Raw genomic sequence first — 11,655 nt, forward strand, 5'->3', positions numbered from 1 at the left:
ATGTGTGGGATTGTAGGCGTATTGGGCAAGCACGAAGCTGCCCCTATCCTGGTCGAGGCCCTAAAACGGCTGGAATACAGGGGGTATGACAGTGCAGGCATTGCTACGGTCAATGGCGGATCCCTGGGTCGGCGTCGGGCTGTAGGCAAGCTGGTAAACCTCAGCGACCTGCTGGTGCATGACCCGCTTCCGGGTAAATCCGGTATCGGCCATACCCGCTGGGCCACCCATGGCGCGCCGACAGTTTCGAATGCGCATCCCCACCGGGCCGGGCCGGTTGCCGTTGTTCACAACGGCATCGTTGAAAACTATCGGGAGCTGCGGACAGAGCTGGCGGAACACGGGATCGGGTTCGAAACCGAAACCGATACGGAAACCGTCGCCCTGATGGCTGAACATTACCTCAAATCAGGGCTGCCCCCGGTTGAAGCCGCCTATAAAACCATCGACCGGCTGGTCGGCGCATTTGCCCTGGCCTTTCTGTTTGACGGCGAAGATGACCTGATCGTGGCCGCGCGCAAAGGCTCGCCACTGGCAATCGGGCACGGGGACGGAGAGATGTTTGTCGGCTCGGACGCCATCGCGCTAGCGCCGCTGACGGATCGCATCACCTATCTGGAAGAAGGTGACCGTGCGGTTCTGACCCGCACATCGCTGGAAATCCGCAACGAGGCAGGTGAGCTTGCCAATCGCGAAACCCGCAAGATCAAAGTGGATCACAGCCGCGCCGACAAGGCCGGGCACAAGCATTTCATGGCCAAGGAAATCGCGGAACAGCCGATTGTGGTTGCCGAGGCGATCCGGTCCTACCTGCCCTCTGCCGGGGATCAGGTCGTTCTGCCGGGGGATCTGGATTTCACCAAGCTGGACCGTCTGACGATGGTCGCTTGCGGGACTGCTTTCTACGCCTGTTTGACCGCCAAATACTGGTTCGAGCAACTTGCCAGAATACCGGTCGAAGTCGATATCGCCAGCGAATTTCGCTATCGTGAACCTCCGATCCCGGAACGCACTATGGCGCTGTTTGTCAGCCAATCGGGTGAAACCGCCGATACGCTGGCCGCCCTGCGGTATTGCGACGGCAAAGCGGACAAGGTCGTCTCAGTCGTCAATGTTCCAGAAAGCTCGATCGCACGTGAAAGTGACATCGCCCTGCCGATCCATGCCGGGGTCGAGATAGGCGTCGCCTCGACCAAAGCCTTCACCTGTCAGCTGAGCGTGTTGCTGATGCTGGCGCTCAAGGCTGCCGCGGACCGTGGCACGTTGAGCGACGAGGAACTTGCCGATCACGCCGCCGCATTGCGCGGGCTGCCTTCGGTGCTGAACACCGCGTTGGATCAGAACCGGGCCATCAGGAAATCCGCCCAGCGCTTGTCCGAGGCGCGCGATGTTCTGTTTCTGGGACGCGGCCTGATGTACCCGCTGGCGATGGAAGGGGCGCTGAAACTCAAGGAAATCAGCTATATCCATGCCGAAGGTTATGCTTCGGGTGAGCTAAAGCACGGCCCCATTGCCCTGATTGACAAACACATGCCCGTGGTGGTTCTGGCCCCGCGAGACACGGTGTTCGACAAAACCGTGTCGAATATGCAAGAGGTCATGGCACGCAAGGGTAAAGTCATCCTGGTGTCCGATGATGACGGCATCGCCGAGGCCGAAGACGGGGTCTGGAGCACGATCCGCATGCCGCATGTGCACCCCAGCCTTGCGCCGATCCTCTATTCGGTGCCCGCTCAGCTGCTGGCCTATCATACGGCGGTGGCCAAGGGCACGGATGTGGACCAGCCGCGCAATCTGGCGAAATCCGTAACGGTGGAGTGACGCATGTCCAAGCAATTTCCGGCGCTGGATGACGCCCATCGCAAGTTTATCGAGGATCAGCATCTGTTCTTCGTCGGCACCGCCGGACCTGAAGGACGGGTCAATATCTCTCCCAAAGGGATGGACTCGCTGCGGGTACTGGGGCCCAATCGGATTGTCTGGATGAACCTGACCGGCAGTGGCAATGAAACCGCCGGGCATTTGCTTGAGGTCAATCGCATGACCCTCATGTGGTGTTCCTTCACCACACGCCCGCTGATCCTGAGGACCTATGGCACCGCGCGTACATTGCATGCCGGGGACGAGGGCTGGGACGCGTTGGCCGGGCTGTTTCCCGACCACCGCAGCGCCCGCCAGATCTATGACATTGCGATTGACATGGTTCAGACCTCTTGCGGGTATGCCGTACCGTTCATGGAATACCAGTCCGAACGGGACACGATGCAGAAATGGGTCGACGGTAAGTCCGATGACGATATCCGCGATTATTGGGTTGAGCGGAACCATCAGACGATCGACGGCAAGCCAACACGCGCTGCGGACCAATGACGCCCGTCACCTATCTTGACCAGATCCGGGCCCATGCCGACCCCGAGCGCGCCGTGCAGATGGCGGCTTATCACAAGGTCGAACGCCTCTATCTGGGCGTTGCAAATCCGGTTCTGAACGACCTGACCAAACTATGGCGACAGGAACTGGACGTTGCTGCGCGGGTGGATCTGGCTGACGCCCTCTGGCAGACCGATATCCACGAGGGCCGTCTTGCCGCAGCCAAGTTGCTGACCCAAGCCCGTATCCGCCCCGATGAGGCTGCTTGGGACCTGCTGCAAAGCTGGTTGCCGGATTTCGACGCCTGGGCGGTGGCAGATCACGCCTGTATGGCGATGCAGAAACGCTTGTCTGCGGACCCGGCGCGGTTGGATCAGGTCGAAAGCTGGACAGCGTCAGACCATATGTGGACACGGCGCGCCGCGCTGGTCGCCACCCTGCCCTGGACCAAGCAGAACCACCCTAAGCCAGAAGACCTGAACCGGCGCGACCGTATTCTTGGCTGGGCAGCGGGCTATGTGCCCGACCGTGACTGGTTCATCCAGAAAGCCGTTGCCTGGTGGCTGCGTGAGTTGTCGAAACATGACGCGGACCGAGTGGTTAACTTTCTGCGCGACCATAGTGCGGCCATGAAGCCCTTTGCTCGGCGTGAAGCTGGCAAATATCTGAAAGGTCAGTTGGAATAAACTTCCAGCTCGACAAGTTCGTCATAAGGCAAAAGCAGCGCCCGCATCGCATCCAGCGACAGCCTGCTTCCACTGCCTTGGGGCCCACGGGCCGGGACCAGCGTGATATAGGCCTGCGCCCCTGTTCTGGGCACGACAACGCGACCCGTGAACTCTGTCTCGACCAAAGGCGTTTCCATCCAGCGTCCCGGCGTTGTCGGGTCACCTAAGCTGGCAATGGTGGTCTTGGCGCCAACCCAACCTGCGGCGGTTGCGGGGACCCGAACGGATTCGGTGACGTCTGCTTCCGCGGCAACCTCTGGTTCAGCCGCAGGTTTGTCGCGACCGAAAACCCGATCAGTTGTCGAGCGGACAGTGTCACAGCCCGCAACAAGGATACAAATGGTCAGCAGAGCGTATTTCATGGCCTGAACTTAGCCCCCCTCACAGGACTGTGCCAGCACAAAGCACAGTTCAGGCTTGTCGCAGGCCAGTCGCCGCTTTACGTATGACGCATGACAGCTCCGCTTATCGACCCGTTCGCACGTGCCATCACCTATCTCCGCGTCTCCGTTACGGATCGCTGTGATTTTCGCTGTGTTTACTGCATGTCCGAAGACATGAAGTTCCTGCCGAAAAAGGACCTGCTGACGCTGGAAGAGCTGGACCGTATGTGCACGACCTTCGTGAAGATGGGCGTGGAAAAGCTGCGCATCACCGGGGGCGAGCCGCTGGTCCGCCGAAACATCATGTCATTCTTCAATGCCATGACCCGGCATCTGGACAGCGGCGCGTTGAAAGAGCTGACGCTGACAACCAATGGCTCGCAACTGCACCGCTTTGCTGACGATCTCTATGCGGCGGGCGTGCGCCGGGTGAATGTGTCGCTGGACACGTTGGATGATGAGAAATTCAGCCAGATCACCCGTTGGGGCCGGTTGAAACAGGTTCTGAACGGAATTGATACTGCCCAAAAGGCTGGCCTGCGGGTCAAGATCAACGCTGTGGCCCTGAAGGGGTTCAACGAGGCCGAACTTCCAACAATCACCCAATGGTGCGCTGAGCGCGACATGGATCTGACCTGGATCGAGGTAATGCCGATGGGCGATATAGGGAACGAGAACCGTCTGGATCAGTACTGGTCGCTCAAGGATGTCCGCAAGGAATACGAAAGCCACTATACCGTGTCCGATCTGGCAGAACGCACTGGTGGACCCGCGCGATATGCGCGGCTTGAAGAAACGGGCCAGAAGATCGGCTTTATCACACCGCTGTCGCATAATTTCTGCGAAAGCTGCAATCGCGTCCGCCTGACCTGTACGGGTGAGCTGTATATGTGTCTGGGGCAAGAGGACATGGCCGATCTGCGTGCCCCCCTGCGAGATCATCTCGATACCGAGGTGCCGCTGGAACAGGCCGTCCGCGCGGCGATAAATCTTAAGCCCAAAGGTCACGACTTCGACTATTCCCGCCAGGCGGTCGACGGCAAGATGAGCCGCCACATGAGCCATACGGGCGGCTGACATGACCGCCCCCTCTGGCCAGCCGACGCTGCTTTACCGTTTGTATTGCAGCCTGACCGCCGTTGCTGCACCTTTGGCTTGGCGCACCGTGCGCAAGAAACTCCTGACGGCAGATGTCCCGACAATTCGTCAGCATGAAAGGCTCGGCCATGCCAGCCTACCACGCCCCAAGGGCCGATTGATCTGGTTCCACGCTGCAAGTGTGGGGGAAACCCTGTCGGTCATCAGCCTGATCAAACGGCTGGGTGAACGCCTGCCGGATGCCCAGTTCCTGGTGACCTCGGGCACCCCAACTTCGGCGGCGCTGATCGAAAAACGGATGCCACCCCGTACGCGACACCAGTATCCGCCGCTGGACACCGCAGGGCCGGTCCGGCGATTTCTGGATCACTGGCGCCCCGAAGCCGGAGTATTTGTCGAAAGCGAAATCTGGCCACGCCTGATCGTTGACGCGGCTGGACGGGGAATCCCTCTGGCCCTGTTGAATGCCCGCCTGTCAGAGAAATCCGTCGAAGGTTGGAAAAAACGGCCGCAAACCGCACGATTCATTTTGGACAATTTCAGCCTGTTCCTGACCCAGAATGGCAAAACCGCCGCTAATCTGGTGGACATGGGGGCTGTGGCGGACCGCGTGCAACCGGGAACCAACCTCAAAGCGATGTCCGATCCGCTTCCGGTCGATAATTTTGTGTTGGAAGATATTCAGACCCAGATTGCAGGGCGTCCTGTGTGGATCGCCAGCTCGACCCATGCCGGAGAAGAAGAGATTGTTCTGGCCGCCCATGCGAAATTGTTGGAGCGCTGGCCCAACCTTCTGCTGCTGTTGATCCCGCGCCACCCCGAACGCAGGCAGGATGTGGCTGCGCTGTTGAAACAGGCTGTTCAAACTGCCGTATTCCGAACATCCGAAGGGCGTATCGACACCGAAACACAGGTCTATGTTGCCGACACACTGGGCGAGACTGGCACGTGGTACGCGCTTTGCCCGATCGTATTTCTGGGCGGTTCGCTGCATGAGATCGGCGGACATAACCCGTTCGAACCCGCTCAGGCCGGGGCGGCAGTAATAACCGGTCCCGGATACTTCAACTTTGCCGAAACCTTTGCGCCGCTCATCGAGGCCGGCGGCGCGGTTGAGGTGAACTCGGCGCAGGCCCTGGCAGACGCGGTCACGACCTGGCTCAGCGATCAGGACGCGCTGGATACTGCGCGCGATGCCGCAAAATCCTGCGTCAACACGCAGAAATCCGCGCTCGATTCCATTGTCGAGACCCTGTGCGACCGGCTAAATCTGAAGACCACCGGCGTTTAGGGACAGAGCATCTGCCTGCCCCTTGGGATCACGCCGCTGGCATCCTTTGTTCAACGATTTCGGCCCACCAACTGCATCCTGCAGGGATGGCCTCATCATTGAAGTTGTATTCAGGGTGATGCACTGCAGCGGTGTCCCCATTGCCCACCAGAATATAAGCGCCGGGGCGTTCTTCGAGCATAAAGGCGAAATCCTCGCCGCCCATGATCAGCGGAGCCTGGTCACAATCGCCCGAGACAGACCGCGCCACCTGGGCTGCGAAATCGGTTTGATCATCGCTGTTCACCATTACCGGATATCCCCGGTAATAGGTCACCTCAACAGCTCCTCCGAATGTGGCGGCCACTCCGGTGCAGATCTCGGTCACGCGCTTTTCAGCCATGTCTCGCATGTCCCGGCTCATTGTACGGACCGTACCGCGCAGCTTTACAGTCTGAGGGATCACGTTGAATGCGGTTGAAGAGGTTTCGAACGAGGTCACCGAAACAACCACCTGATCCACCGGGTCAGCGTTTCGCGCCGCGATGGTCTGGAGCGCCAGAACCGCCTGCGCCGCCATCACCGTTGTATCCACGGTTTCATGCGGCTTGGCTGCGTGGCCGCCTTTGCCTTCAAAAACGATGTCGAACTGATCAGTAGCTGCGAAAAATGCGCCAGGACGGATGGCGAAACTGCCCACCGGACGGCCGGGCCAGTTATGCATTCCGTATACTTCCTGAATGCCCCAGCGATCCATCATCCCGTCTTCACACATCTCACGACCACCGCCGCCACCTTCTTCGGCAGGTTGGAAAATGACCACCACTGTCCCGTCAAAATTCCGTGTTTCCGAAAGGTATTTCGCCGCCCCCAACAACATCGCAGTATGACCATCATGGCCGCAGGCGTGCATCGCCCCATCGGTATTCGAGGCATAGTCCAATCCGGTCGCCTCATGGATCGGCAGCGCATCCATATCGGCACGCAAACCGATAACCTTGCCGCCCGTGTCCGCCTTGCCCTTGATCATACCCACCACGCCCGTTCGGCCAATTCCGGTGACCACCTCATCGCAACCGAACTCTTTCAGCTTTTCCGCCACCAGCGCACTGGTGCGATGGGTTTCAAACAGGATCTCTGGATTTTGGTGGATATCACGCCGCCATTCCGTGATTTCACTCTGCAGTTCTGCGAACCGGTTTTTGATCGGCATGTGTATCTCCCAAAATCATCGTTCGTCGCTGTCACCGGGACGCAACGCGCCTGACAACAGGACAATGACAACAGCCAGCGGCAGCAAGGCCATGAATGCAACACGCAATGTAAGCATCTCTGCCAGAAACCCAATAAGGGGCGGGCCAATCAACAACCCGCCATACCCTAATGTGGCCACGCTGGCGATGGCTTGACCAGGCGGGACATGCGGATCATTTGCCGCCCTGCTGAACGCAACCGGCATGATCACTGCATATCCAAGCCCCATCAGTCCAAACCCAACCAGAGCAATCCCGGGGCCATCGGCCGAGACCACAGCCAGCACCCCCAAGGCGGCGCATACCCCTCCGAAACGGGCCGTTGCGGTTGGTCCGAACCGCGCGATCACGACGCCGCCTGCAAGACGGAAGGCGACCATCGTGACCGAAAACACCGCAAATCCCAGCGCCGCGACACTTTCGGGCGCACCGGTCACATCCCGCAGGAAGATCGCGCTCCAATCTGCGACGGCCCCTTCACCCAACGCCCCGCACAGGGCAAAGAACCCGACAAGTATCAACCCACCCGACGGGAGGGCAAAAACCGCCCCGCCCGAGGGCGCAACACGGCGCGAATTCCACTGCACCCGGGACAGGGCCAATGTCAGCCCAACCACGAGGCCACCGGCCAGCAAAAAGTGCTGCATCACCGTCAGGTCCGCTTGCACCGCGCCAAATCCGCTCAACGCGCCCAAACCCGCCCCCAAGCTCCACATGGCGTGGAACGACGACATGACGGGCCTGTCATAGGCGCGCTCAACCTCGGCGGCCCAGGCGTTCATCGCCACATCCATCGAGCCGTGGAAGGCCCCGAATACGAACAGGAAAAACGCCAGCGCCCAAAAGCTTCCGGCAAAGGCCAGCAAGATAAGGGATGCGGTATAAAGAATGGCGATGATCCGTGTGATCACCACAGCCCCGAACCGATCTGTCAGACGTCCGGTAACCGGGAACGAACACACAGCCCCAGCCGCCATGAACAGCAAGCCGTAGCCAAGCGCTTCGTGCGACAGGTCCAGGTGATCCCTGACTGCGGGAATACGCGAGGCCCAGATCCCGAACAAAGCGCCGTTCAAAATGAACATGGCCGCCACGGCCCGCCAAGCGGCCATAATTCCGATCACGTATTTTCCTTTGCTCCGCGCCCGCCCCTGTCAGTTCTACAGCCTAGGGAAGGTTTAGCAAACGCGGATCAGGCCAACCGCTTTCGTATATGCCTGATACCCAGCCAGACACACAGGACAACCGGCAAGGTTGCCGCCGCGGTCAGCATCCCCTTGCTGATCCCGGTGGCGGTCAACGGGTACAACAGATAGCTGGCCAGTGAGACCGCATAATAGCTAATCGCCACCACGGAAAGCCCCTCGACTGTGTGCTGCAACCTCAGGGCCAGATCAGCACGGCGGTCCATACTTTCCAGCAAGGCCTGATTCTGGGCGCTGCGTTCCACATCTACCCGGGTCCGCAGCAACTCACCCCCCCGGATCGCCCGGTCGGACAAGGTCTGCAGCCGACTTTCCGTGGCTTTCACTGTCCGAATTGCGGGCTCATACCTGCGCATCATGAAATCGGCAAAGGACTGACGGCCCTCGAACCTTTCCTCGCGCAAAACTTCGATCCGTTGGTTCACGATGGCTTCATAGGCCCCGGTAGCCCCAAAGCGAAATGCGCATCGGGCAGAAAGCGTTTCCAATTCGATGGATGTAGACAGCAGATCCGGCAGTAGTTCGTCAGGATGCGCCGAGTTATCTGTCATCTGCCCCATAAGCCGGGTCAGCTTTCCATCCAGCTCTCCGATTTTCGGCATCAGTTGCTTGATGCGAGCAAAGCCCAACATGGACATGGCCTTGTAGGTTTCGATCTCGCACAGGCGCTGGATGATGCGTCCGGTTCGGCGCTGTCCTGTTCCCTTGGTCACGAAGAGCGCGAACCGCATATGCCCAGCCGGATCAATCCGAAAGTCACTGGCACAAATCGCAGCATCATCCAGCACGCGCGCAACCGCAAGGCTTTCGGGTTCGAACCATTCGGCCAGCGCGGCTTTTACCGCCTCATCATCTGGTCTTTCAGTCACCCGAACCATGGCCGAGGTTATCCTCTGGCCCGGGCTGGCCATCAGCCAATCAGGTGGGAAAGCCTCAAAATCAGCGGGGTTGAAGGCCCGGTCACTGACATTCCGGGTGATCGCCGTATAGGTCACAAATTCCGTGTGCTGCTCCCACTTGAGCCAGTGACGCCCGATCTGACCCGCGTAATGCGTCGCGTCCGGCTGCGGGTGCTGCGCACCGTGACGGTCCAGAAGATTGACCAGATGGGCAATGTCTTCGCTCCGGTCCCGCGCAACCGCCGCCACGGGTTTCTTGATGGCCAAAAACGCAACGGTGCATGGCGTCGAGGCCACGGGAAACGGGCGCGCATGCAGCTCGTTGGCCAGCGAATAGCGCAGTGGATGATCGTCGATCGGCGTCATTGAATGCTCCGGCGTTGTCCGGCGCACTATACGACAGTTCAAAAATACATCAATTATCTTTTTATTTCAATAACTTACATGGATACTACGGTATACAAACCCCTTATGTCATTGATTTGGCTGCCACAGTTCGATTGGGTTGCCCTCAGGGTCGTGAATACGTGCGAATTTTCCAACCTCGCTATCCCATTCCGGATTGGTCTCGACGGCAATGCCTGCGGCTTGCAACTGGGTCGTCATGGCAGACAGATCGTCAACCCGAAAATTGATCATCCACTGCTGCTCGGCGCGGCCAAAATAATCGGTGTCCTGCGCAAACGGGGCAAAGACCGTATAGCCTTCGCGCTGTTTCCAGGGGACGGGATCGTAATGATGAACGCCAAGATGGGTCTCGTACCAATCCCGCAACGCTTCCGGATCTCTGGCGCGAAAAAACATGCCACCTATGCCGTTGACCTTTTCCATGGGGCACCTCCTAGTCTCTCTATAATAGCCCAAGGATACCACATTCCGCCCGCCTCATCTGGCCAAAAAAATCTTGGGGGCTTGGAGGCAAAGCCCCCAACATGACAAACAAGAAAAGGGCGCCCGAAGGCGCCCTTTGCATTTTGGTTAAGGCTTTAGATCAATCGATCATTGGCAGCAGCTTGTCCAGCGACTGTTTCGCGTCGCCATAGAACATGCGGGTGTTCTCTTTGAAGAACAGCGGGTTTTCGATACCCGAATACCCCGTACCCTGACCACGTTTGGACACGAACACCTGCTTGGCCTTCCAGCATTCCAGAACCGGCATACCGGCGATCGGGCTGTTGGGGTCTTCCTGTGCTGCAGGGTTCACGATGTCGTTCGAACCGATGACGATGGCAACATCCGTTTCCGGGAAGTCCTCGTTGATCTCGTCCATTTCCAGAACGATGTCATACGGCACCTTGGCCTCGGCCAGCAGAACGTTCATGTGGCCCGGCAAACGACCGGCAACCGGGTGGATCGCAAAGCGCACATTCTTGCCCTGCGCCCGCAGCTTGCGAACCAGTTCGGACACCGATTGCTGTGCCTGCGCCACGGCCATGCCATAGCCCGGAATGATCACCACGCTGTCGGCGTCATTCAGGGCTGCGGCAACACCGTCGGCCTCAATTGCAATCTGCTCGCCTTCGACAGCCATCTGCTCACCTTGCGGACCACCAAAGCCACCCAAGATCACACTGACAAAGTGCCGGTTCATCGCCTTACACATGATGTAGGAGAGGATCGCACCGGACGAGCCCACCAACGCACCGACCACGATCAGCAGGTCGTTGCCCAGCGAAAAGCCGATGGCCGCAGCCGCCCAGCCTGAATAGCTGTTCAGCATCGACACAACCACCGGCATGTCGGCACCGCCGATGCCCATAATCAGGTGATAACCAATAAACAAGGCGGCCAGCGTCATCAGGAACAGGGGCAGGAATCCGCCCGTGGACGTGTACCAAACCAGACAGATCAGCGAGAGCCCCGCCGCAGACGCATTCAGCGCGTGACCACCGGGCAGTTTGGTTGCCGTCGATGTGACCTTGCCAGCCAGCTTGCCATAAGCCACGACCGAACCGGTAAAGGTGATCGCGCCGATGAAGATGCCCAGGAACAGTTCCACGTGCAGGATTGCCAGCTCTGCCGCTGTCTTCTTGGCGATCAGCTTGGCAAACGCGCCCAGGTCGGACAGGTCGACGTCTTTGGCGGCATCAACAACCGCAAAAACTTCGGCGACATTCTTGATTTCAAAATGCGCGTTGAAACCCACGAACACAGCCGCCAAACCAACCAGCGAATGCATCGCAGCCACAAGCTGTGGCATCTCGGTCATCTGGACGCGCTGCGCCACATATTGACCGATCAGACCACCACCTATGATCAGCAGCAGTGACAGCAGCCACAAGCCCGAACCGGGGCCGACCAGCGTAGCGAAAACCGCCAGCGCCATACCGACGATGCCATACCAGACAGCGCGCTTGGCGCTTTCCTGGTTCGAAAGGCCGCCAAGCGAGAGGATGAACAGAACAGCCGCAACAACGTAGGCGGCAGTGGTGAAGCCATAATCCATGTG

General features: G+C 59.0%; 11 protein-coding genes. 5 read left to right on the plus strand and 6 right to left on the minus strand.

Going from position 1 to position 11,655, the window contains the following annotated elements:
- Genes glmS through AC2FH0_RS13115 form a run of 3 tightly spaced genes read left to right on the plus strand, consistent with a single transcriptional unit; the run spans position 1 to position 3,056 of the window.
- The gene (gene glmS, locus AC2FH0_RS13105; RefSeq protein ID WP_281994883.1) at positions 1-1,821 is read left to right on the plus strand and encodes a glutamine--fructose-6-phosphate transaminase (isomerizing); all 1,821 of its coding nucleotides are present in this window, start codon (positions 1-3) and stop codon (positions 1,819-1,821) included.
- A 3-nt stretch (positions 1,822-1,824) separates the two neighbouring features.
- Positions 1,825-2,370, plus strand: coding sequence for a pyridoxamine 5'-phosphate oxidase family protein (locus AC2FH0_RS13110; RefSeq protein ID WP_496702129.1), 546 nt, complete (start codon positions 1,825-1,827; stop codon positions 2,368-2,370).
- Positions 2,367-3,056, plus strand: coding sequence for a DNA alkylation repair protein (locus AC2FH0_RS13115; RefSeq protein ID WP_496789525.1), 690 nt, complete (start codon positions 2,367-2,369; stop codon positions 3,054-3,056). Before AC2FH0_RS13110 ends, AC2FH0_RS13115 begins: the two co-directional genes overlap by 4 nt.
- On the opposite strand, the gene AC2FH0_RS13120 is transcribed toward AC2FH0_RS13115, so the two are convergent.
- The gene (locus tag AC2FH0_RS13120; RefSeq protein ID WP_496690863.1) at positions 3,044-3,460 is read right to left on the minus strand and encodes a hypothetical protein; all 417 of its coding nucleotides are present in this window, start codon (positions 3,458-3,460) and stop codon (positions 3,044-3,046) included. The genes AC2FH0_RS13115 and AC2FH0_RS13120 overlap by 13 nt on opposite strands.
- A gap of 90 nt (positions 3,461-3,550) precedes the next feature.
- Here AC2FH0_RS13120 and moaA point away from each other — a divergent pair, with 90 nt between their 5' ends.
- Both moaA and AC2FH0_RS13130 read left to right on the plus strand, forming a co-directional pair.
- Positions 3,551-4,558: a GTP 3',8-cyclase MoaA gene (gene moaA, locus AC2FH0_RS13125; protein WP_496694854.1), complete on the plus strand. Its 1,008-nt coding sequence runs from the start codon at positions 3,551-3,553 to the stop codon at positions 4,556-4,558.
- A gap of 1 nt (position 4,559) precedes the next feature.
- A complete protein-coding gene (locus AC2FH0_RS13130; protein WP_496789526.1) occupies positions 4,560-5,870 on the plus strand; it encodes a 3-deoxy-D-manno-octulosonic acid transferase in 1,311 nt (436 codons plus the stop codon).
- Between the two features lie 28 nt (positions 5,871-5,898).
- Here the strand turns inward: AC2FH0_RS13130 and AC2FH0_RS13135 are convergent, their stop codons facing one another.
- From AC2FH0_RS13135 to AC2FH0_RS13155, 5 genes are all read right to left on the minus strand, one after another.
- Positions 5,899-7,062 carry a M20 aminoacylase family protein gene (locus tag AC2FH0_RS13135; RefSeq protein WP_281972795.1) on the minus strand — a complete coding sequence of 388 codons (1,164 nt, stop codon included), beginning with the start codon at positions 7,060-7,062 and terminating at the stop codon, positions 5,899-5,901.
- 15 nt (positions 7,063-7,077) lie between these two features.
- Positions 7,078-8,226 carry an MFS transporter gene (locus AC2FH0_RS13140; RefSeq protein WP_496789528.1) on the minus strand — a complete coding sequence of 383 codons (1,149 nt, stop codon included), beginning with the start codon at positions 8,224-8,226 and terminating at the stop codon, positions 7,078-7,080.
- A gap of 68 nt (positions 8,227-8,294) precedes the next feature.
- Positions 8,295-9,572 (minus strand): DUF3422 family protein, encoded by a 1,278-nt coding sequence (locus AC2FH0_RS13145; protein ID WP_142634941.1) that lies wholly within the window; start codon positions 9,570-9,572, stop codon positions 8,295-8,297.
- 108 nt (positions 9,573-9,680) lie between these two features.
- Positions 9,681-10,037: a VOC family protein gene (locus tag AC2FH0_RS13150; RefSeq protein WP_496689734.1), complete on the minus strand. Its 357-nt coding sequence runs from the start codon at positions 10,035-10,037 to the stop codon at positions 9,681-9,683.
- Between the two features lie 160 nt (positions 10,038-10,197).
- Positions 10,198-11,652 (minus strand): NAD(P)(+) transhydrogenase (Re/Si-specific) subunit beta, encoded by a 1,455-nt coding sequence (locus tag AC2FH0_RS13155; protein WP_496690868.1) that lies wholly within the window; start codon positions 11,650-11,652, stop codon positions 10,198-10,200.
- Positions 11,653-11,655: the final 3 nt, after the last annotated feature.

The organism is Ruegeria sp. CDSC051, assembly GCF_059610665.1.

Bases quoted from the DNA above. Each gene is read 5' to 3' on its own strand.
- AC2FH0_RS13150 (WP_496689734.1), bottom strand. From the start codon at position 10,037: ATGGAAAAGGTCAACGGCATAGGTGGCATGTTTTTTCGCGCCAGAGAT.
- AC2FH0_RS13155 (WP_496690868.1), bottom strand. From the start codon at position 11,652: ATGGATTATGGCTTCACCACTGCCGCCTACGTTGTTGCGGCTGTTCTG.
- AC2FH0_RS13135 (WP_281972795.1), bottom strand. From the start codon at position 7,062: ATGCCGATCAAAAACCGGTTCGCAGAACTGCAGAGTGAAATCACGGAA.
- moaA (WP_496694854.1), top strand. From the start codon at position 3,551: ATGACAGCTCCGCTTATCGACCCGTTCGCACGTGCCATCACCTATCTC.
- AC2FH0_RS13120 (WP_496690863.1), bottom strand. From the start codon at position 3,460: ATGAAATACGCTCTGCTGACCATTTGTATCCTTGTTGCGGGCTGTGAC.
- glmS (WP_281994883.1), top strand. From the start codon at position 1: ATGTGTGGGATTGTAGGCGTATTGGGCAAGCACGAAGCTGCCCCTATC.
- AC2FH0_RS13115 (WP_496789525.1), top strand. From the start codon at position 2,367: ATGACGCCCGTCACCTATCTTGACCAGATCCGGGCCCATGCCGACCCC.
- AC2FH0_RS13130 (WP_496789526.1), top strand. From the start codon at position 4,560: ATGACCGCCCCCTCTGGCCAGCCGACGCTGCTTTACCGTTTGTATTGC.
- AC2FH0_RS13145 (WP_142634941.1), bottom strand. From the start codon at position 9,572: ATGACGCCGATCGACGATCATCCACTGCGCTATTCGCTGGCCAACGAG.
- AC2FH0_RS13110 (WP_496702129.1), top strand. From the start codon at position 1,825: ATGTCCAAGCAATTTCCGGCGCTGGATGACGCCCATCGCAAGTTTATC.